The 21,697-nt window shown below is 51.0% G+C and carries 22 protein-coding genes, 1 pseudogene and 1 other annotated feature; of the genes and pseudogenes, 8 read left to right on the top strand and 15 right to left on the bottom strand.

Going from position 1 to position 21,697, the window contains the following annotated elements:
- The first annotated feature begins 291 nt into the window (after window positions 1-291).
- Window positions 292-1,194, top strand: a complete 903-nt coding sequence (locus AC1DWB_RS04110) for an AraC family transcriptional regulator (protein ID WP_477539754.1) — start codon at window positions 292-294, stop codon at window positions 1,192-1,194.
- Window positions 1,195-1,213: 19 nt separating this feature from the next.
- Here the strand turns inward: AC1DWB_RS04110 and AC1DWB_RS04105 are convergent, their stop codons facing one another.
- The 12 genes and pseudogenes from AC1DWB_RS04105 to AC1DWB_RS04050 all read right to left on the bottom strand — a co-directional run bounded on the left by AC1DWB_RS04105 (window position 1,214) and on the right by AC1DWB_RS04050 (window position 13,415).
- Window positions 1,214-1,339 (bottom strand): hypothetical protein, encoded by a 126-nt coding sequence (locus tag AC1DWB_RS04105; RefSeq protein WP_477539753.1) that lies wholly within the window; start codon window positions 1,337-1,339, stop codon window positions 1,214-1,216.
- 1 nt (window position 1,340) lies between these two features.
- Window positions 1,341-2,234, bottom strand: coding sequence for a hypothetical protein (locus AC1DWB_RS04100; RefSeq protein ID WP_477539752.1), 894 nt, complete (start codon window positions 2,232-2,234; stop codon window positions 1,341-1,343).
- Window positions 2,231-2,377 carry a hypothetical protein gene (locus AC1DWB_RS04095; protein WP_477539751.1) on the bottom strand — a complete coding sequence of 49 codons (147 nt, stop codon included), beginning with the start codon at window positions 2,375-2,377 and terminating at the stop codon, window positions 2,231-2,233. The genes AC1DWB_RS04100 and AC1DWB_RS04095 overlap by 4 nt, the downstream gene beginning before the upstream one ends.
- Window positions 2,378-2,457: 80 nt before the next feature.
- Window positions 2,458-3,939, bottom strand: coding sequence for a DNA cytosine methyltransferase (locus tag AC1DWB_RS04090; protein WP_477539750.1), 1,482 nt, complete (start codon window positions 3,937-3,939; stop codon window positions 2,458-2,460).
- 88 nt (window positions 3,940-4,027) lie between these two features.
- Window positions 4,028-5,425, bottom strand: coding sequence for a DNA cytosine methyltransferase (locus AC1DWB_RS04085; RefSeq protein ID WP_477539768.1), 1,398 nt, complete (start codon window positions 5,423-5,425; stop codon window positions 4,028-4,030).
- Window positions 5,426-5,678: 253 nt separating this feature from the next.
- Window positions 5,679-5,885, bottom strand: a pseudogene (locus AC1DWB_RS04080) (IS4 family transposase); the annotation flags it as partial.
- A 36-nt stretch (window positions 5,886-5,921) separates the two neighbouring features.
- On the bottom strand, window positions 5,922-6,260 hold the full coding sequence (locus tag AC1DWB_RS04075; protein ID WP_477539749.1) for a hypothetical protein: 339 nt from the start codon (window positions 6,258-6,260) through the stop codon (window positions 5,922-5,924).
- Between the two features lie 213 nt (window positions 6,261-6,473).
- Entirely contained in the window at window positions 6,474-7,817 is a 1,344-nt protein-coding gene (locus AC1DWB_RS04070; protein WP_477539748.1) for a hypothetical protein, read from the bottom strand.
- 600 nt (window positions 7,818-8,417) lie between these two features.
- Complete coding sequence (locus tag AC1DWB_RS04065) at window positions 8,418-8,843, bottom strand: hypothetical protein (protein ID WP_477539747.1); 426 nt, start codon at window positions 8,841-8,843, stop codon at window positions 8,418-8,420.
- A 145-nt stretch (window positions 8,844-8,988) separates the two neighbouring features.
- Window positions 8,989-11,112 carry an ABC transporter ATP-binding protein gene (locus tag AC1DWB_RS04060; RefSeq protein ID WP_477539746.1) on the bottom strand — a complete coding sequence of 708 codons (2,124 nt, stop codon included), beginning with the start codon at window positions 11,110-11,112 and terminating at the stop codon, window positions 8,989-8,991.
- A complete protein-coding gene (locus AC1DWB_RS04055) occupies window positions 11,109-12,929 on the bottom strand; it encodes an ABC transporter ATP-binding protein (RefSeq protein WP_477539745.1) in 1,821 nt (606 codons plus the stop codon). The genes AC1DWB_RS04060 and AC1DWB_RS04055 overlap by 4 nt, the downstream gene beginning before the upstream one ends.
- 201 nt (window positions 12,930-13,130) lie before the next feature.
- Complete coding sequence (locus AC1DWB_RS04050) at window positions 13,131-13,415, bottom strand: hypothetical protein (RefSeq protein WP_477539744.1); 285 nt, start codon at window positions 13,413-13,415, stop codon at window positions 13,131-13,133.
- A gap of 146 nt (window positions 13,416-13,561) precedes the next feature.
- Here AC1DWB_RS04050 and AC1DWB_RS04045 point away from each other — a divergent pair, with 146 nt between their 5' ends.
- On the top strand, window positions 13,562-14,545 hold the full coding sequence (locus tag AC1DWB_RS04045) for a metal-dependent hydrolase (protein ID WP_477539743.1): 984 nt from the start codon (window positions 13,562-13,564) through the stop codon (window positions 14,543-14,545).
- A 157-nt stretch (window positions 14,546-14,702) separates the two neighbouring features.
- Here the strand turns inward: AC1DWB_RS04045 and AC1DWB_RS04040 are convergent, their stop codons facing one another.
- Window positions 14,703-14,948 (bottom strand): small, acid-soluble spore protein, alpha/beta type, encoded by a 246-nt coding sequence (locus tag AC1DWB_RS04040; protein ID WP_477539767.1) that lies wholly within the window; start codon window positions 14,946-14,948, stop codon window positions 14,703-14,705.
- A 134-nt stretch (window positions 14,949-15,082) separates the two neighbouring features.
- Here AC1DWB_RS04040 and AC1DWB_RS04035 point away from each other — a divergent pair, with 134 nt between their 5' ends.
- Entirely contained in the window at window positions 15,083-15,262 is a 180-nt protein-coding gene (locus tag AC1DWB_RS04035) for a DUF5325 family protein (protein ID WP_477539742.1), read from the top strand.
- A gap of 35 nt (window positions 15,263-15,297) precedes the next feature.
- On the opposite strand, the gene trpS is transcribed toward AC1DWB_RS04035, so the two are convergent.
- Window positions 15,298-16,284 (bottom strand): tryptophan--tRNA ligase, encoded by a 987-nt coding sequence (trpS, locus tag AC1DWB_RS04030; RefSeq protein WP_477539741.1) that lies wholly within the window; start codon window positions 16,282-16,284, stop codon window positions 15,298-15,300.
- Between the two features lie 71 nt (window positions 16,285-16,355).
- Window positions 16,356-16,599 (bottom strand) — a binding site (T-box leader).
- Window positions 16,600-16,616: 17 nt separating this feature from the next.
- A complete protein-coding gene (gene rpmG, locus AC1DWB_RS04025; RefSeq protein ID WP_477539740.1) occupies window positions 16,617-16,766 on the bottom strand; it encodes a 50S ribosomal protein L33 in 150 nt (49 codons plus the stop codon).
- Between the two features lie 235 nt (window positions 16,767-17,001).
- Here rpmG and AC1DWB_RS04020 point away from each other — a divergent pair, with 235 nt between their 5' ends.
- The 5 genes from AC1DWB_RS04020 to AC1DWB_RS04000 all read left to right on the top strand — a co-directional run bounded on the left by AC1DWB_RS04020 (window position 17,002) and on the right by AC1DWB_RS04000 (window position 21,692).
- The gene (locus tag AC1DWB_RS04020; RefSeq protein WP_477539766.1) at window positions 17,002-17,514 is read left to right on the top strand and encodes a MogA/MoaB family molybdenum cofactor biosynthesis protein; all 513 of its coding nucleotides are present in this window, start codon (window positions 17,002-17,004) and stop codon (window positions 17,512-17,514) included.
- Window positions 17,515-17,637: 123 nt separating this feature from the next.
- On the top strand, window positions 17,638-18,738 hold the full coding sequence (locus tag AC1DWB_RS04015) for a permease (protein ID WP_477539739.1): 1,101 nt from the start codon (window positions 17,638-17,640) through the stop codon (window positions 18,736-18,738).
- A 25-nt stretch (window positions 18,739-18,763) separates the two neighbouring features.
- A complete protein-coding gene (locus AC1DWB_RS04010; protein ID WP_477539738.1) occupies window positions 18,764-19,666 on the top strand; it encodes a TIGR03943 family putative permease subunit in 903 nt (300 codons plus the stop codon).
- 100 nt (window positions 19,667-19,766) lie between these two features.
- Window positions 19,767-20,717 carry an aldose epimerase family protein gene (locus AC1DWB_RS04005; protein WP_477539737.1) on the top strand — a complete coding sequence of 317 codons (951 nt, stop codon included), beginning with the start codon at window positions 19,767-19,769 and terminating at the stop codon, window positions 20,715-20,717.
- Between the two features lie 18 nt (window positions 20,718-20,735).
- Complete coding sequence (locus AC1DWB_RS04000; RefSeq protein WP_477539736.1) at window positions 20,736-21,692, top strand: PfkB family carbohydrate kinase; 957 nt, start codon at window positions 20,736-20,738, stop codon at window positions 21,690-21,692.
- Window positions 21,693-21,697: the final 5 nt, after the last annotated feature.

Genomic DNA, 21,697 nt, shown 5'->3' with positions numbered 1-21,697 from the left:
GCTGCGGCCCTTGCCTCCTTTTGCTTCCCGCTTATTTTTTCTTTTCCTCGGCAATCGCATGGAAATCGATTACTTTCATAAATATAAGGGTGCTCCCCCTCTCGAATTTGATAGAAATAACTGGTTCATTGACCACATTCGTTACTTACCCTGATGTTATGTTTTGTCAGAATGTGATAGAGTGATTTCAGTATAAGTAACCCGTTTACGGAAGACAACGATAATAATTTTCGAAAAACAAGACAAAATTGCTGTTTTGTGAAAGCGTTCTTTATGTGTGGAGGAAGTAAAATGAAGCGTGGAGGAATGGATCGACTCATGATTCCCGTACAGCTTGGGAGCTATGGTTTCTACTTTTCAAAAGACACAGAAGGGACAACTGTGCAGATCAACTCCATCGGAATTGAGGAACGGCGAACATACGATTATGGTCGTGATGGGCTAACACGTCCCGGGATGGATGGTCATTTTGTTTTTCAATATACGTTATCGGGTTGCGGTGCGATTCGGATTAAAAATCATACGGTCGATATGAATCCGGGACAGGCGTTTTTCATACGTATCCCAGACGATCACCGGTATTACTTGCCGAAAAGCAGTAAGAGCTGGACCTTCATCTTCATCAACTTGTACGGACCGTTTGCGGATCAATGCTGGAAGCTGATCACCGACAATTATGGCCAACTTCTTTCCATGAACGTAGACAGTAGCCCCATTCGCACATTAATGGAAATACATCGGCAAGCCGGCAATCAGGAAATCCAAGACCGATTCCGATCCTCGGATTTGGCCTATCGGTTTCTGATGGAGTGCTGTCGTTATTATTTCGCAGTCAAGACAGACATGGACGGATGGCCGGCATCCATTCGTTCCGCTGCGGCTTTCATGCAAAATCATTACGCCGACTTTGGAGGTCTTGATCAGATCGCACAACATTCCGGACTTTCCAGATTCCATTTTTTACGATTGTTTCAACGTACGACCGGTTTGTCTCCCGTGCAATATTTGACAAAAATTCGCATGGACAAAGCCGTTTATCTGCTTCGTCATACGAAAAAGTCGGTTGAAGACATTGCCCAAGAGATCGGCTACGCAAACAGCAGCTACTTTTGCAGAGTATTTCGGCGCATCGTAGGCACCACTCCGCATAAATTTCGAATCGATCAAGGGCAATACAATCGCATTATTTTTTGAAGCTAGCGGACCGGTCAAATCAGTTCAACGGCGGCTGCACAAGGAGCAGCCTGCCAAGTTGAATCACGTTCGGTTCGTATCGTTCCGGATGCTGCCGATAATCCTCGAGCCCCGTCCGATTGCCGCTCTCCTCGAACACCTTCACCTTATCGGTCCTTTCGGCGCCGATTTCGAAACGAACCGTATGCGTACCGTTCGGAAGCTCCGGCAGGAAGAAATATTGGTTCCGGTCCGAATACCGTCACCATGTAGGTGTCCGTAATCGCTGGCTCTACGATGATGAACGGCACGCCAATACCCATGCTGTCCACCGCTTCTTTAAGCTTCCGAACGTGAACAGCCAGAAGCGGGTTCTCCGTAAGCACGTCGGCAGAGACAATGACAAGCTCGGTTTTACAGTCCGGGTTCGCCATTTTGAAACTGAGGCACTTTTGCATGATCACGGATGAATCTTTGCCCCCGCTCGCCGGGACGACCAAGACGTCGTTCTCCCTGAATACGCGAGCGATCGCCGCGTCCGTCTCCCTCTCCAGTTCCACCGGAACGGCATCAGCTAAGCCCATGCGTTCGCCACGTACTGGCTTTGTATCGGGCTTCTCCACGATAAACGGTGACGCGTCGAACAGCTCCAATTGAATGCCGTTGTCAATAATCTTCAGCGACGGCCACGGTAGCGATTCCTTGACGCCATACGGCGGGAAAGGCATATCGTCACCGAATACTTCAATGGCAAACGATACATCCTTCTTCCTCACGGTGAGCACCAGCTTATGAACCGGAGATTCGTAATGCCAATTGTACGGTCCCGTCATTTCGTGAAGTAAAGCGTCGATGTACACCTGCTTGGGAATCGTAAGACCGTATTTCGCCCCGGCAAGCGCTTCGAGGAATGCTGCCAGTCCCTCGCCCATTGGCACTTGCTGAACACTGATCCCCGAATCCTTCCCGAACAGCTCCCACATCGGCTCTCCTTCGATGAAGTGATGCAGCACGATAAACGTACCGCCCTGACCGAATACAGCCGTCCAGTCGCGGATCACGCCGTAATAGGAAAGACCATACTCTTGAAGCAGTCCCCATACGTAGCGGTGTCGTTCGTATGCCGTTTCAGGTTCGCCGGGCGCACCTTGTTCGGTGCATCCTCGAAGAGATAATCCAATACGGGTTCTTTCGTTTCGAACATACCAATTCCCCCCCTATCCCCCCGCTGCATCGGAGGGTTAAGTTTAAACCGACCCATGCAGGGGAAAATAGGAAAATTCCTTACGCTCCGATGTTGAAGGAATACTGACCGTTTCGGTCGGTCGATAACCAGTCCTCAGCCCTTTTTACAGGGGCAGGAGCAGGTTGGCCGTCGTTTCTCAACGAAAATGAAAAATCACGATCGACAAGACGGTCCATCATCAAGTGGAATGCCGCTTCGATACCAATTGCCTTGACCACTCGACAATCTACCGAGTTACCTAGCATGTAAGTACGTCTCGTTTCTGCAATGTCCTCCGGAAAAAAGAAGTCATCGGGGATATCGAGAATACGAGCGATCTCTCCCGACGTAAACGGGCGCCACAGGTTCGGATGATCAGGATGCCATAAATAGGAGCTCGTTACCTGAACCTTGCTGTACGAGGCCACGAGCGCCGCCATACGCACATCCTTTGGCTTCACCAGTGTTGGATTCTTATCGGCCCGGAAGTTGTTACTGGTCGATGCTTTGTTCAGCAAACCTTCCATTACCGTCTCGTTGATTTCTCGCCACAGCGCCCTTTCTTCCCACTCCTTTCCGATGACCTGCTCAATTGTTGGCCTTCGGTGGTCGGGAATCTGTGGCTCGGGCCATTTGAAGTTGTCGAGGGGCGTCAGCGATGCCACGACAAATCCGCGTCGTCGTCCAGCCGGACTTCCGAAATCAAAGGCGTCGAGCCCCGAGCCCGTTATGCGCTCGGACCAATAGGGATACTCCGTGGAAAGCATTGTCTTTAGATGGTGATAAGACCGACTTGAAAAGTACGGCAGCACTTCTTCTATCATGACGACCTTGGCTCGGCTTGCGAGCACCAGGTTGGCATAGATTATACCCATGCCTTCCAGATAACCGCCCGCCGAATCTCCCCCGCTTCCCGCGAGAAGTGAGAATTTGGTGCATGCGGGAGAGAGCCAAGCGGCATCGACCGGATCGATATAAATGGGATTCAATCTTCGTAAGTCGCCCCAGTAGGATGCGCCGTCTGCGAAGTTCGCCTTGTACGTCTCGATCGCTTCAGGAAGAATGTCCCCGCCGAAAACAGGCTCGAAAAATCCGGTAGACTCCAGTGCTTTCGAAGCCACGCCCGCTCCTGCCGGAAGGCTAAGCAAGCGAAGTTTCTTGAGATTACTTCCCTGCAGTGTGGGTCGGTCGAACACGCAGAATTCAAACGTGTTCTCCTCCCGAACAATGAGGATCCCGTCAGAGACGAGAATATCAATCCCTTTGCGCGGACGAATGACGCCAGTGATCTCTTCATTGCATCGGTCCATGAGAGGACGTTCCTTTGTCCATCCTGCCCGCTTCCGCCGCGAAACCACATGCTCGCCGATGTCGGATTTCTTGAATACAAGTGCCCGCTTATCCTGCAAAATGGTCATCTCGATACGGTCTCCCGGGAGGAGTCCCGCTGCCTCGAGTATAAGGGACTCTAAAAAAATCCAAGTCTTTCCCTTTTTGGCACCCGTACCGACGTTGCGGATAAACGATACATTGTCCATCATGCTACATGCCTCCAAATGACCCCCGCCGCGCCGGGAGTCGAATTTTTCAACTCCCGCGCCGGGGTATTTATACCGTATCATCGGTCGGTTATACGACGAAGGCGTCCTGTCCGGTCTTCTCCTGGACAAGCGGGGGACTTACGCTCTTATGCCGCCGCCGACCGCTGATTTCTGCCTTCATGAGCGAAACGGCGACTTCCACCGCGATGGACTTCACAACGGCACAATCGACAGACTGACCGATTAACTGCGTCCGAAGATTCTCGCTCATCCACTCCGGCCAGGAAAACCAGTCCGGTATGTGCATAAAGCGGGAAAGCTCGGATGCGACGAATTTCCTCCAATGCTTGCCGTCCGGATGGATCAGATACGAGGATGTGCTGTTTGTCCGACTGTATGAGGCGAGCAATGCGGCCATGCGCGTATCTTGCAGGCTAACGAGCGTGCGATTATGCGTCGCGGTGAAATTGTTCGTCTCCCCGCTTCGGTTCTGCAGCTGCTCGATGTACGAACCGGCAATCAGCTTAAACTCCCCTCTTGATTCCCAATCCGGTCCGATGACTTGTTCCACGGTCGAACGGAAGCGGTTGGGGATCCGCGGCGTCTCGGGCCAAGCGAAATCGCAGTTCTCCGTGAACCCGACGGCATAGCCACGGGTGCGGGACGGAACGGACCCGAAATCGTGGGCGTCAATGACGGTTTCGTAAAAATGACTGAAGCCGCCCGCCACGAGAAGTTCCCGTAACTGCCGGTAGCTGCGCGTCCTGTAGTATTGCGGGATCTGTTCGATAATTACCGCCCTACTGGAGCTCGCAAGGGTTAGTCTGGCGTAGTGGGGGGCGAGCCCCTCAACCGCTCCGTTTCCGCACAGTCCCAAGGGCGAGAAGTCCGTACATTCTGGCGAAAGCCACGTCACATCTGCTCTCGGCACCCAGGACGGTGCGACGTGCCGCATATCGGCAAAAACGGCCAGCGACGAATCCCCAAAATTCAGTTTGAATGTGTCCACAGCAGCATTCCAATAATCCAATCCACCCACGCAGGAATAAAGCCCAGTTTCTACTAGCGCTGCTTTCGCGACGCCTGCCCCCGAGGGGATCGAGAAGCAGCGGAGGCGACCCAATTGGTGACCCTGAAACTTCTCCTCTTCCTTGGTCTCGGTTAAGGAGAAACTGACGCTCATTCCTCTTACCTCAATCTCCCTGTCACGGACGATCATATCAATCCGCTGATGGGCGCGCAGAACACGGGTGATTTCCTGATTCTTGCGGTCAAAGTATGGGCGGGGTTCCTTCCAACCGACGCGGTGCCGCCTGGAAATCACCCCATCCCCATCTTCGCTGCGAACCAGAAAGATCGCTTCCTTCTCAACACGCACCTTCACTGGGTCTCCGCAGTTGAAGCCGGCAGATTCCAGTACGGTACTTTCGAAGTACAACCTCGTGTTGTTTCCCTTTGTTGCGGTGGTCATCAGGTTGCGAACCATTTTGATCAATCCCAACATCTCCTTATTTGGGCACAAAAAAAGGCGAAACAAAAAAAGGCATACGGATCCCGTATACCAATTTGCCCGCCAATTTTGAACCGATATTTATAAGCTAAACATTAGCTGCTCCTTCCCCATCGAAAAAGAGACGGCGGGGAAAATCTTGTAAATAGTATTGATTTTATTATATAGCCCGGCCTCATTTCCTGTAAACCCCGTGCAAACACTCCAAGTTGGGGTCATGCCAACATTACACTAAAATATAGTCCGGAACGGTTAAGGCCAGATCCGTCGAGAGGATTGCCAACCATTCGTTTTTTTTGGAACGATGGCGAACGAACACAACCATAACGGGGATGCCTGGAGCCAACTCGGTTCGGATTTGACGGAGGATTTGGTGATGTTTGCCCTCGACCCGCGATGCAATTGCATATAGCTTCTTCAAGCACAGTCGCTGCCCTCTGGGCGGCCGCTGCTGACTATAAGTATTTAGGTGTTAATCGAGGTAGTGTGATCTCCAACGACCAAAAGCCATCAAGATCTTGGTCTCCAGTCGGATTTCCTTGTATCGATCAAGATCAGTTGTATGGTGCAGCGCGCCTTCAGCAGCATGATGAAGATCAACTTGGTCTCTGTACACCTCAATGACTACGAGATCATTAGAGGATTGACGCTTTAAGTTTCCAAAGCGCAATTTTTTCTCGGGCTGCTTCGATACACTCCGATTCTTGTCATCAGAATACACCGACACCCGATATTCAAGCCTTGAAAGGTTGGCGTCACTGGAAATATGATCGATTACGTCTTGCATTTCTGCGATTTCTCTGAAATCCATTAGTACCACTCCTAATCCGATTCACCTTATCGAAGGCGTATTGACTTTATTCGTTCAAACCGTATATTCGTCTTCTCAAAGAAAATAGACCGGCGCCGTGGGCAGTGCCCTACTCAAGCCACACTGACCGCGGCGGAATAGCCGTAAATGCGGATATACAGCCATCTGGCGGAAGGGACGGCTGGAGGAACGCGCCGCTCCACTATGGTGGTTTCAGTGTAAAAATGCCTCAAATATAGGCTCAAGCTTAGCAAAGATTTCATCCTGAATTTCATCGTGAATGTCCAGATCTAGTTTCGTCTGATACATCTCTGGAAAGCTTCGGAACAGCCCCTCGCACTCCACTGCAGCCTCGTTAACGAGTCGGTCAAATTCTTCCTGCTTGGAATCTGAAAGCGCTGAATACGCGTTGTAAGCGTCCTCCGCCATAGTGTCCCAGTCCAGATCGAGATGCACGGCGAGCACAACATTGAAAATCGAATGGATGTTCAAGGACTTGCCACCCCTTTTTCTGTTAATATTTTCATCAAATCTTTGAGTGACTAAATCTACAGCAATCGGGACATCGAAGGGATCATCTGCCATCTGTTGAAGGACAAGAATTCTCTGGTATGCCTCGATAGCAATAACTAAAGCATCTTCGCTCGAGATAAGTGGGGGTGTCTCTGTTTTCTCGTTTTCGCCGGTGAGCGCGAGGAGTTCGCCAAACTCTCGAATCTGCGTCTCCTCTGAAATTTTGTTCATCTCCTTCATTGCTTTGAGGAAGCCGAAGCGTTTCTTCTTGGAGAACAGAATCTCAGCTGCAAGTTGATCGGATTTCACCACGAGTCCTACATACTTTTCGTTGTTCAGCAACGCTTGGTCTAACCGAACCAACTTTTGGATTCGTTCCGTCCCATTGGGATCTTGCTTGAGTGATGCCGCTCCGATGGATAATTCTTCTTGCACACGATCGAAATCCATGAAATGGAATACGTACCGTGTTCGGTCGCGTAGCGAATGTAAGTGTGTACCAAGATCACGTAGCAGAGCGATTGAATCCAAATAACGGGTATCATCTGTCTTCTCTGTGGCCTCTTCAAGTATTTGATCAATGTCTTGCTTGATACCCGCCATCAAGCGCTGCACGTTTTGCAGTTCAACGGCAAGCGCATAACTCGTCTGGCGCATCATTTTCTCCTTCTGATCCCGGATAACTTCCGCGTCGATCTCCAGGTGTTCGAGGAGGGTCGATAACGTCTTCAAGAAGAAACGCAACGATTTAACGGACACTTCGAGGTACCTGCCCTTCCGCATGAGAACAAAATCAGCGTTTGAAAACCGATCGAGCAGTTCGAAAACAAGGTGTTTGTCGACCTCCGCAAACTGGTATGACCGTTCATCGTGGGGATCTTTGAAGAGCGTAGAGTCGATTCCCATGACAAGTAGGATGTCGTTGAAATTTTGACGACAGGTCTCTTGATGAATCGCCTTGGCGGTCTTTTCGCTCTCATTTCTTTGCTCGCGGTACTCCGCGTAGTGATCCAGCAACATGCTCAAGGTCAATTTTTCCATCATGGCACTCTCCATTCTGAATGTACAGGCTATCCGTTCATTTAATTATGTGCCTAGCAGATAGGCGTAATCAAACTAGGATTTCTAAACATCAAATTCACTGGATATACGAAGCTCCGGAACTCGTTACGCCTAAGCGAACAGGAAAAGCACCGGTTTCATTGAACGTTTTTTCAGTTATTTGGCTGCGTAGCTGACCGCAACCAAAGCCGCACGCCGATCTTGTCGCACCTGCAGACAAGGAAACTTTATCCATAATGTGAAGGTATCACAACGACCCGGCGGCCGTCACTGCTTAAAGTTTTTTCAGACGATAACGTAGAAAAAGAGGCTTCCATCTTAATCCGGTGCCTCTTTAGCATTTTCTACGCAAAATTCCCGCTTAGCTTAATCCTCATCTCCTGTCTAATACTTTATTTTCTCAGTCTATAACTATATTTTTCTAATACTTTTTTTCAGTCCACAACTTTATTTTTTTCAGACACTCGCCACTTGGGGCAGGACCAACAATTCGGTTTGAATATAGTTACGAATGAGACCGGATTACACCTACAAATGAGACTGAAAAAAAACCCTCCTGCCACAAGGCAAGAGGGATCGCGCTCAGCTAAAGGCCGGCTCGAGGAGCCCGATATTCAGTTGTAGATCCTGATATCGGTTCTCCAGAGCAGCGAGAGAGCGCACATTGAACCCGAGCGCTTCTTCGCTTCCCATCCACCGCGGCGCCGGTATATCACCCGCGAGAGTGATTAGCTTGCGGAAGATGCGGCCGTTCAGCCATGTACTTGCGTCTGCCGAAAACCAGGGATGCCGCAGCAGGAGCTCGGTTGTCCCGAGTCCAAGAGCGTGAAAATTCGCACGGTCGCCGAAGCGTTTGAAGATTTCACCGAAAATCCTTACCCGCTCCTGCCGACTGACAAAGACGGAACCACCAATGGCAATAACATCATGATCCTCGGCAATCATTTCCTCCAGCACATCAAGCGAATTCTGAACGTGAAATACCGGTATCGGTTTCCGGCCGACCACTCTTTCGAGATACCGTGTGTTTTCCCGGGTCTTAATAGGGTCACCGATCACGTCGGCGGTAAGAAACTGATAAATCACGTCTGAATGGGTTTGGACGAACTGCGTGTAGCCGTGAAGGTCGATCGTTAGCGAATTGTCGTGCCTGCTACCTAGCCTCCTGCATCGGTTGGCTTTGCCGTTGATCCTTATATTGCAGCTCGAAGAGCCGGTGATAGTAGCCGTTCTGCGCTAGCAGCTGATAATGATTGCCGATCTCGCGAACCTTACCCTTGTGCATGACGATGATCTGATCCGCATGCTGGATCGTGGACAAACGATGCGCGACGATCAACGTTGTGCGGTCCTTGGAAATCGTCTTCAGCGCGTCCTGAACGATCAGCTCGGTCTCCGTGTCTATGTTCGATGTTGCCTCGTCGAGGATGAGGATCTCCGGACGGAACACGATCGCCCGGGCGAACGACAGCAGCTGCCGCTGGCCGAGCGACAAGTTCACGCCGCGCTCGCCGAGCGGGGTGGCGAAGCCGAGCGGCTGCTTCTCGATGAACCGTATCATGTTCACCATCCGCGCTGCTTCCTTCACTTGTTCGTCGGTAATCGACGCTTCATTCAGTCGGATGTTCGAGGCGATGTCGCCGGTGAACAGGAACACGTCCTGCTGCACGATGCTGACCGCGTGACGCAGTTGCACAAGCGGGATGTCGCGAATGTCGATACCATCCAGCTTAATGCTGCCCTTCTGGATATCGTAGAAGCGGTTGATGAGCTGGATGATCGAGCTCTTGCCCGCACCGGTCGCACCGACGAAAGCAATGGTCTGCCCCGGCTCGATACGGAAGCTCACGTCACGCAGCACCCACTCTTCTGCGTTGTAGGCGAACCACACGTTCTCGAAGACGATCTCACCTCTTGCCCCGCCTGCGGGCAGCGACTTCGTCTTCTCTGCATCGACGATGGATGGCTCTTCACCCAGCATATCGAAGATGCGTTCTGCGCCGACCATGGCCGTCTGAATCTGGTTATATTTCTCCGCCAAGCTCATCAGCGGGTTGAAGAACTGCCGCACATAATGCGTGAAGGCGTACACGATACCGAATGTAATCGTCCCTTCCAACACGCTCGCTCCCCCGTACCAGATTAGTAAGGCGATAGCGAGATTGCCCAGAAAGCCGATGGCTGGCTGGAACAAGGAGTTAATGACTGTACCGCGCATCCCCGCCTTGTAATGCTGTGTATTCAGATCGTCGAACTGCTCCCATTGCTTCTGCTCACGGATGAACATCTGCGTGATCCGAATACCCGACAAGTTCTCGGCGAGGAACGAATTCAACTTGGCGAGCAAGATCCGCATCGTGCGCTGCGCCTCCCGTACGACCATTCGGTACCAGACGGTCATACCGAACAGAACAGGCATTACGACGAGCATGAGCAAGGTCAACCGCGTATTCATCTGGAACATTATAACCAGAACGCCGATAAGCACGATCAGGTCTTTGACCAGGTTGACCACGACCTGGGAATACAGCTGGTTCAACGATTCCGTATCCTGCGTGACACGGACGACGAGCCGTCCGACCGGATTGCGGTCGAAGTATGAAGATGACATCTTGCTCAGGTGAGCGAACAGTTGCTGCCGAATCCGGTATATAATGTGCTGACCGGTGTATTGCAGCAAGTTCGTTTGCAAATAGTTAAGCACGGAACCGATTACGACAGCCCCTAGGAACAGGACGCCCAACAAGATAAATCCATTGAAGTCTTGTTCATGGAAATTATCGATATCCTTATCGTTAAGCAGCTCAGCGTGGAAGCTAGCCTCATCGGTTTCTACGGACAGCTTACCGTCAGCCTGAGTGACCACATTCGTCTTCTTGTTCTTCTCTGGCAGCCACCCGCCATAAATCAACAAGGAGTTCCCTTGATTCTCCACGATCTGGACCGCCTCCACACCAGACGGCAACGATTCTGGCTTCTTACTGGGGTCCAATCGAACATAAGCATGGTCCCCTACAACGAACGGCTTCCCGTAGCCTTCCAATGCATCAGCCTGCTCGGCCGGTACGGTCAGCATCGGACGGTTCAGCCCGTTGATATGATCGTCAATCGCCACTTTCATAATGTACGGTCTGGCCAGGTCGGTCACGACGATCAGGAAAGCCATGAGGATGCATAGAGCAACCATCTTCCAATGCGGCTTCACATACGCCAGCATTTTGCGCATAAGTTGTGAATCTTTGACTGCGACTAGCTGTTTCTCGGAATGTATACTCAACCGACTTTCCCCCCCGGTATCCCTTTCGATTCCGCTCCGGTCCCGGGCGCTCTCGCTTCACTGAATTCATGTCGTTCGGCAGCTTCATCAAGCAGTTGCTTGTGGTACATGTCTGCATATATGCCGTTGTGCTTGAGAAGCGACTCATGCGTACCACGCTCGACGATCTCGCCTTCTTCCATGACCACGATCTGATCGGCTGCCTTCACGGAAGAGATCCGGTGACCGATAATGATGGTCGTGCGGTCGTTCATGACCTCGTTCAGCCCTTGCAGGATGCGATCCTCTGTCTCCGTATCAACAGCCGACAAGCTGTCATCGAAGATGAGCACCGCCGGCTTCTTGATAATTGCCCGGGCAATGCTAACCCGTTGCCGCTGGCCGCCCGACAAAGAAATCCCCCGTTCGCCTAGTGCAGTCTGGAACTGGTTCGGAAACTCGATAATGTTGTCATACACCTGGGCAACCTTCGCAGCTTCCTCCACTTCCTCGTCTTCATAAGGCTTCGGATCGAAGCTGATGTTGTCCCGGATCGTGGACGAGAACAAGAACTGATCCTGCGGCACCATACCGACTTCCCGGCGCAGCACCTTAAGCGGGATATCGTGAATGTCCCGCCCATCAATAAACAATGTGCCAGCCGGCGGATTGTACAAGCGGACAAGCAGGTTGATCAACGTGCTCTTACCGCTGCCGACCCTGCCCACTATAGCAAGGCTGCTTCCCTTCGGAATATCAAGCGTTATATTGTTAAGCGCAAGCGAATGAGCTTCCGGATAGCTGAACGATAAGTTACGGATTGAAATATCACCTTCCAACCGCTCTATGCTCGTATCCGCCTGTTTATCATCCGCTACATCTGGAATCGTGTTGAGAATTTCCAGAATACGTTTCTCCGACGCACGGCCCCGCTGCATCGTATTAACGACTTTCCCCAAGTTCTCGATCGGTCCCATCAAGAGTGACAAGTACGTATTGAAGGCGACGAATTCACCTAGCGTAATAACCCGCTTCAACACCAATATCCCGCCGAATACGACCGAGACGAGGAAGCTGATGCCTACAACCGCGGAGCTGGACGCGCCGAACAACGAATTCGTCCGGACAAGACGACGATTCATCTGCACCGCGTTCTGATTGTCCTCCGCGAACAATCGGGTCTGCTCCTTCTCCTGGACGAACGCCTTCACCACGCGAATACCGGCCACGAACTCCTGTACGCGGCTCGTTAAGTCGCCGATCGTCTCCTGAACGGCTGTCGACTCCTTCTGGATGCGCTTGTTGAACCGATAAGCGAGTATGCTTAGCAGAGGCAGCGGCAGCATCGTGATCAGCGTCAACATCGGATCCACCAAGGTAACCATCGCGATCACTGTAATCGTAATTAGGAATGCGGCTTCCAGTGTATTGAAGATCCCTTGCATCGTGACCTCACGAATGACGCTTACGTCGCTGATGGCGTGTGACATCAAATCGCCGATTCGCTTATTTTTGAAGTATTGAGCTGACAGCGTTTCCCAATGCCGGAACAAGTCGTCGCGAATGCGCCGATCAAGCACGCGCGACAGCCGGAACAAATAAATTCGGGACGATGATCGGAACAAGGCGACACCAAAGCCTGCCGCAATCATCCAGAGTGCGATCTTCACCGCCCCGGCATACGTAAGCTCCGATTGCTCCAATTGATCCGTGAACCGTCCGAGCAGGTCAGGAATGACTAGCTGCAGCACGCAAGAAATGGACAATAATGCAAAACCAAAAAGATAAGAAAATCTATACTGGACAATATGACCCCACAGAATACTTTTTCTAATCATCCGCGCCCTCCTTACAAGTATGAATCCCATATAGTAAGATTACATGCCTCATATGGAAGAAACCATGGATATAAGTACTGTAAATAATGGACTATCTTATCACGCCAGTTGCATGCAACACTGCTCCCAGGTGACAGGTCGACTAATCGATCCGCTCTTCTCCGCGAATAGACCGTAGCCAAATATCAACTCACCCATAAGTTAAGTAGAGTGGTGAAATCGCCAAATGTTTACTTTGTCCACGCCACCAACAATCCACGGATACGTCGTCGACCATTCTTCGTGATTGAACCGTATACGCTCTTGTTTAAATGCGACGTAATCCTCCTCCGTACTCACTTGCCATATCTCGAGGAACAACAAAGGTTGATCCGTCGCTTCCAGCAGTTCCATTTGCGGATAGCAAGCTTGCATACTTTTCATAAACGCTATGTATGTATCGCGTCGTTCCGGGGACACTTTATACTCAACGAAAACTTTATACAATGCGAATTCACCTCTTGATTTATTTTTTGAGAAAGAACATGGTACAATAATTGTAGCATCAATCTGCACAATCTGTTCAGTCTTGTACGCTTTGGAGCTTCGCTGTGTAGTGACTTTCTGGAGTAATTTTAGGAGGAGACATACTTTTGGACACAGGTACTCATCTTGTCGTAGGACTCGGCTTGGCTGGATTAGCTTATGTAGATTCCGTCGTCGCATCCGACACCACAACCGCAACCGCCGTCCTGATCGGCACCGTAATCGGCTCGCAAATTCCAGATAGTGATGGACTGCTTCGATTGAAGGGGAACGCCGCTTATATTCGCAATCATCGCGGTAAGTCGCATTCCTTGCCAGCCATCGGGATATGGACCGTGTTAGTTACGTTGGTCTTGTCCATCTTGTTCCAAGGCGCCTCGATCCCGCATATCGCGTTATGGGTGTTCATTGCAGTCGCCTTCCATGTGTTCACGGATCTATTCAATGCTTACGGTACGCAGGCGTTCCGCCCGTTTACGGAGAAGTGGATTTCCTGGAACATTATCCATATCTTCGATCCGATTCTGTTCTCTGCACATGTGATCGCCATCTTCATCTGGTCGGTCCGTCTTGCGCCGCCGGAAGTTGTATTCCCTTCGATGTATGTATTGTTGGCAGGCTATTATGTATGGCGTACAGCCGCGCATTGGGTCGTTCGCCGACGAGTGAAGCTGCAGGATACCCTGTACGATCCGAAGCACGAATACTTGATCATCCCGACGATTCATCTCTATGTGTGGAATGTTGTGAAATCCAAGGGCGATGGACACTACACACTCGGCGAGTATAAAAATCACACTTTGCGCTGGATCGACGAGGTCGACTTTATGCATCATCCGGCTGTGGAAGCATCCCGCTCCCATCCTGATGTAATGGCTTTCCTCTACTTCACATCGTATGCATGTGCCGAGTTGAAGGAGCATTCCTGGGGGTATGAGGTTCGCTGGGTCGATGTCCGATACCGCCACCGAAAGCAGTATCCGTTCGTTGCTGTCTTGTTGATGGATAAACGCTATACCCCGATGGATTCTTATGTCGGTTGGCTAAATGAAGGCCGAGTCGAGAAGAAGCTTAAGATCAACGCCTATTAAGAACTCCCCACAAAGTGAAGAGGGCCTTCGTAGCTTATTCCATGGCGAAGCCCCTTTGCGGGGGCCCTGGGATCTCTATTTTTTATATATATCTAGAAAAAGCTCAAGGGACTTGCATCCCTTGAGCTTCTATCATGCTTATGTGGGTACCGGTGTATTAACGGGAGCTGCGGTTCATGCTCATGCTGCCACCAGAGAGCGATTGCTCTGCAATTTGAACCAGACGTTTCGTAATGGATCCACCAATGGACCCCATGTCGCGGCTAGTCATGTTGCCATAGTAGCCGTCTTGTGGCAATGCAATCCCCAGTTCTTGGGCGACCTCATACTTCATTTGTGATAGAGCTTGACTTGCTTGTGGAACGATTGGGGTATTGCTGTTGCGAGATTGACCTGCCATGATAGAAAACTCCTTTCAATCTGCGTGATGTATGGGTTTTGTGTTTGCAAGCTTGCAAGCTTAGTATGTTACGCAGATGAAAGATTATGCATGTCCGCTCCAATTAGTTTCTAGAAAAATAACCGGAGGTACAACCTATGAACCGCTCGTTAGCCCTATTGTTTGCCACAATCTGTGTCGCCCTACTCTGCGGAGTAAGTTTATCGATTGCCTACCGCAGCTTACTCGGAGCACTGCTCTGTACATTCGCTGCAATAGCCTGCATGGGATTCGGCTTCGTGCTGAACGCGAGACTTCGGCGTAAGCGAGGTGGCTGATTAACGTTCAGCTTACACCGGGCGCCGCTTCTAGTTTAGTGAGGCAGTACGAATCCCATCCTGGACTTCACTCGCTGCAGCGTTGCCTCGGCGACCGTCGATGCTTGCTCGGCTCCTTGCTTCAATACGGCTTCCAGCTCACCGGAGGATCGAATGTCACGGTATCGTTGCTGGATCGGTTCAAGCGTGTTCACCACTTGCTCGGCCAAATCCTTCTTGAACGGACCGTAACCCTGGCCTTCATACTTCGCTTCGATGTCAGCAATAGAGAGCTCCGAGCAGCTGGCATAGATGCTCATCAGATTCGTAACTTCCGGCTTACCCGCCGGGTCGAACTTCACTTCGCGTCCTGAATCCGTAACGGCACGGCTAATCTTCTTGCGAATGACGTCGGGTCCGTCGAGCATAGCGATGTAACTGCCAGCATTCGGACTGCTTTTACTCATCTTCTTCGACGCATCATCAAGCGACATAATTCTTGCCCCTACCTTGGGAATGTACCCATCTGGTAAACGGAATGTTTCCCCATAACGTTGGTTGAAGCGAGCAGCCAAGTCTCTTGTCAGCTCCAAATGCTGCTTCTGGTCGTCACCCACCGGGACAAGGTCGGTATCGTACAGCAGAATGTCAGCCGCCATCAGTGATGGATACGTGAACAAGCCGGCTCCGATCGATTCCTTGCCGCTTGATTTGTCCTTGAACTGGGTCATCCGTTCCAGCTCGCCCATATATGTGAGTGTCGTCAGCAACCAGCCCAGCTCTGCGTGGGCACGGACGTGTGACTGCAGGAAGACGTTCGACTTGGCAGGATCGAGACCCGACGCCAGGAACAAAGCTGTTACCGATTCCGTCTGCTCTCGAAGTGCAGCTGGCTCTTGTGGCACGGTAATCGCGTGAAGATCAACAACCATGAAGTAGCACTCATGCTCCTCCTGCAGCAGAACGTAATTGCGCAACGCTCCGATATAGTTGCCTAATGTGAGTTGACCGCTTGGCTGAATGCCAGATAAGACACGTTTCATTTGAATATACCTCCATTTATGAGTTTTTTGTCTATGGTTTAATTCGCCGAGAATACAAAAAAGCCACTCGTCGAAGGGACGAGAGGCCGTGGTACCACCCTAATTTGTTTCCTGAGCAGCAGATGCCGAACAGAGAACCTTATGCTCCTGTAACGGGGAACCGCCGTTCCGCCTACTGAGCCTGCATACTACGATGCAGACGGTTCAACTTCATGCTCCAGGACCCATTCGAATGGCGTACCGTACCGGTTCACAGCTCCTACCGGCTCTCTGTAACGGCTCACGCATCCTACTCTTTCCTGTCATCGCGTTCTTGCATTCAACCGCTAATCTTAGCGAGTTTCGCGGTGAACCGTGTATTTCTTCAGGCGTGGGGAATACTTTCTCATCTCAATACGCTGAGGATGAGTTTTCTTGTTCTTTGTAGTCGTATAGTTACGGTCACCCGATTCGGTACAAGCCAAAGTAACGATAACGCGCATCGGTACACACCTCCTTTACATTACACAAAAGTGATTTCACGAAAGAATCGCATAACTAATATAATAACAGCACCCAAGCCTCTCGTCAAATACAGAATGCCGATTTGTGCATCGGATGGCTATTGAATGACGGAATCAAAAAAAGTATGCTGTTAACAGCACCCTCAATCCGAACGGAGGAATCCCATTGTCAACTGAAGAGCATCGCAAGGAAGCACCGGCATCGGTCCGCTGCATGATTATTACGGTATCAGATACACGTACACCGGACACGGACAAAAGCGGTCAGTTAATGAAGCAACTGTTGGAAGAAGCAGGATATTCCATAGCCGATTATCGCATTGTGAAGGACGAATACGGCCCCATTCAGCAGTTGATTCGCCGCGCAGCCGCAAACAACGAGATTGAGGCGGTTTTGCTGAACGGCGGCACAGGTATTGCCCTGCGGGATACGACGTATGAGGCGGTTCGTGACGTACTCGACAAGGAAATGCCCGGCTTCGGGGAAATATTCCGCTACTTGAGCTTCGCCGAAGATATCGGACCTGCTGCGATCCTGAGCCGGGCAGTCGCCGGAGTATGCGGTAACACCGCAGTATTCTCAATGCCAGGCTCAACAGGAGCGGTCAAGCTGGCTATGACGCGAATCATCGTACCGGAATTGAAGCATGTAATGCGTGAAATTTACAAAGACCGTAAAGACACTGACTACGGCGTGAACAGAAAAATGGATAAGATCGGATTCTAAATTTGGATTCCTAATCGTAAGTTTTACCAATAAGATCACTTTTCCCGTTGCAACATGTCCTAATCGCTCCAGCATGCGCATACGTTATAGTGTTCTCGACTATAACCCAAAGGAGAATGCCGCTTGCAAACGATCCAGCGCTGGAGCGCACACTTCCTGATCGGACTAGCCTGCCTGAGCCTAATGGCACTCATCTATACGCGCAAGGAGCTTCCAGACCTTAGCTTCCTCGCTTCATTCGACTGGACTAGCTTCAAGACGTTGTTCATTAGCATACTGCTGGAAGCTATTCCATTCGTACTGCTGGGTGTCCTCACTTCGGCACTGCTGCAAATATTCGTGTCCGAACAGACCGTACGCCGACTGATCCCTCGCAACCCGGTGCTAGGCATCTTATTCGCCTGCTTGCTCGGCCTGATCTTCCCGTTGTGTGAATGCGGCATGATCCCCATTGTCCGTCGGCTGATGCTGAAGGGGATGCCACTCTACATTGCCGTTGTCTTCATTCTAGTTGGGCCAATTCTGAACCCGGTTGTATTCGCTGCCACATTCATGGCATTCCGTTCGCGTCCGGAGATCGCTTATTCACGCATGGGCTTAGCCTTCCTAGTAGCTTTCTGTATCGGGATCATCATCTATCGCTTCTACAAGCGCAATCCGTTACGCGGCTATCACCCGACTACACCCATGAGCTTCGTGCAAGCTCGGCCGGCCCGTCAGCAAGAGCCCAACCTCTCCCTCCATTCGCATAATCATCACCCTGACCCCAACCATAACCATAACCATTACCATAACCATAACCATAACCATTCACATAACAGCAAGTTGTTTTCAGTGCTTGGTCACGCTTCTGATGAGTTTTTTGAAATGGGCAAATATTTGATATTCGGCGCGGTACTTACAGCTTGCATCCAGACGGTTGTTTCCCGGGAAAGCCTCGTCTCGATCGGCCAGAGTGACTGGAGCTCCAACCTGTTCATGATGGGCTTCGCCTATATATTATCGCTGTGCTCCACGTCCGACGCCTTTGTCGCCTCCTCCTTCGCAGGTACATTCACAGCCGGTTCTCTGCTCACCTTTCTCGTATTCGGACCTATGCTCGATTTCAAAAACACGCTTATGCTGCTCTCCGTATTCCGCGGCCGGTTCGTCGTTCTGCTAAGCATCTTGATTGCTGTATTCGTGCTTATTGGTTCGATCTGGTTTGATTCATTTCTTGTGTAACAACTAGTTAGAGAGGAGAATTGCCATGCCTGCTCGTCCGCACTTATGGGTTCATTCCTTGATTAAGGCTATTCTGTTGTTCGGATTCTCAGCCTATATAACCTTGCTTGTCAAAAATGATGCCATCCTCTTCTATATCGCCCCGCGCATGGTCCTCTATGTGAAGCTAGCGGCAATGGGGTTGTACATAGTCGGCGCTTATCAACTGTATGAGACACTACGCCAGTTTCGCGGGAACCCTCCAGCATGCGATTGTGAGGAAGAAGGGCATAACCATACTCCCTCCCGCTCTATAATCCGTAACACGTTATTCTACTGCATATTTGCCTTTCCGCTGCTAATTGGCTTCCTTATGCCCGACGCCTCGATGGGGACCGCGCTTGCCTCCAAGAAAGGAATCAACCTGAGCAGTGCCGGGAATGTCAGATCCAAGGAAAGTGCCCTTGCGCGATCTCAAGACGCTATATCTAACGATGCCGAGCTGAAACAATTGTTTCCGTCCGATGTCTACACGGTGCATTACGCCAAGCATGCGATGAAGCTATACAAGGAAGATACGATTCAGGTGCCGGAAGACCTGTACATCGAAACCCTTACAACGTTGGACTTGTATGCCAATGCCTTCGTAGGCAAGACAATCGAGCTGACCGGATTCGTCTATCGGGATGAAGAGATGACCGACAAGCAGTTCGTCATCGGCCGTTTCACCGTTCAATGCTGCTCAGCAGACGCCTCTCCTTATGGTCTACTCGTGCAGTATGACAAGGCTAACGTGTACGCAACCGATCAATGGATCAAGCTAACCGGAACGATTGCGAAGACGGTATATAACGGCGCCGACCTCATGATCATCCATGCGCAGAAGATTCAGAAGATCGAAGCACCCAAAGAGCTGTACGTTTCCCCTAATTATGATTTTGGCGCGTAACCTCGGGGACTGGACAACTAATCCGTGACATTTAAAAGCATGTTTTGATAGAATAGGACGAGACTGATCACCATAGCGACCAAAAAGGAGCCGACACCCCATGCCAATTACACAAGGAACATGGCAAGGCGTTCCCGCCTATATAATCGAAAACGAGCAGTTCGCGCTTACCCTGCTGCCTTCCATCGGAAGCAATATGATTCGGATGTGGGACAAGGTGGCGGGCCGCGATGTATTGCGCGTTCCGGATTCACTCGACGCCATCCTGGAGCAGCCCGGTCACTTCGGCATTCCCATGATGATGCCGCCGAACCGGATCCGCCACGGCGCTTTCGACTTCGACGATAGACATTACCAGCTCGCGATCAATACACCGCAAGGGCACCATATTCACGGCATCGTTCGCAACCGCGCCTGGAAGGTCGTACATACCGAAGAGAGCGACGGCAAGCTCTCGATCTCAACTTCATTCCGCACCACAGAGTACCCGGAGCTGGCGGAGCAATATCCGCATGACTTGACGATTGAAGTCACCTACACCCTTTCCGCAAGCGGGTTGCTTCAAGAGGTGATGGCCACCAATCACAGCCCTCTCCCCGCTCCGTACGGGTTCGGGGTCCATACATGGTTCAAGCTAGACGGCGAGCCGGACAAGTGGACGTTCCAGCTGCCAGTTGAATCGATCTGGCAGCTGGATGAGGATGCTATGCCGACTGGCGCGCTGTTACCGTTGGATCGGTTCAGTGAGATGGCTGACGGTATATCGCTTGAGGGTATGACGCTCGATACGGTGTTCCAGATCGGTTCGAACCCCGTGGAATCGGTATTGGCCAAACCGGGCTACAAGATCCGCTACAACGGTTCTGAGGCGTTCAAGCAATGGGTCATTTTTACCAAAGGCCTGGCCCAAGATTATATATGTATCGAACCGTATACTTGGGTAACGAATGCACCAAATATACAGATGGATGCCGAGATCACTGGGATGAGTGCACTCGCTCCAGGTGAGACGCGCAAGCTATGGATCGATATGCAAATTACCCGAGAATAGAAGGAGCAACAGAAGAACATGGAACAGCTCTATGCAACGGTCATCGGGACCGTATTTATTGATTGCAAAGGTTTCCCCTTCAACACCTATATGCCGACTGGCCGCAATCTGGGCCGCATACAATTCGTTCATGGCGGGGTAGGGCGCAACATTGCCGAGAATCTGGGGTTGATGGGCGTAGAAGCCCGGCTCGTCTCTTCGGTTGATAATTCCGGCCTTGGTCTGGAAGTGTTACAACGGTTGGAAAGTTCTGGTGTGGCGACGGATTATATGACGAAGGCAGAGCAGGAAGGGATGGGGATGTGGATGGCCGTGTTGGATGAACATGGCGATCTCGCCGGTTCGATCTCGCAAATGCCGGACTTGTCGGCAATGGCTGCCACGTTCGCAAAGCAAGGAGCGGCTATCGTCTCCTCGTCCTCTCACATCTTGCTGGAGCTGGATCTGAACGCCGAGCTATCCGCTTCCGTGTTAGAACTGGCTGAGAAGCAGAACAAGCCGGTATATGGTATACCCGGCAATCTGGACGTTATTATGCAGCAGCCGAAGCTATTGTCCAAGCTCTCTTGCTTCATCTGCAATCACATCGAAGCCGAACGTCTTCTTGGCAGATCATTCATTGATCTGAATGAAAGCGATAGACTGGTGACCATTCGCGAACTAGCCCACTCACTTGAGCTGCCGCAACTGGTCGTTACACTCGGCGCCGAAGGGTCCGTCTACTTCGACGGTACGACTGGCGAGGCTGGCGTACAAGACGTGTATCCGGTGACAGTGGAAGATTCCAGCGGAGCCGGAGATGCTTACTTCTCGGGAACCGTAATGGGGTTAATGAGAGGCCTTCCGCTTCGTCAAGCCGTCATCTGTGGCACCAAGGTAGCCGGCTGGACGATTGAATCGCCGGAGAACAACTGCAAGACACTTCGTTCGAAGCTTCAGGATGATGCTATCGTTCGTTCGCTTCCTTTATCTTAAGTCAG

This window comes from Paenibacillus sp. P4_E11 (assembly GCF_056401635.1).
Note: the sequence above shows the minus strand (reverse complement) of the source record. Positions and strands in the feature narration are given on the sequence as shown.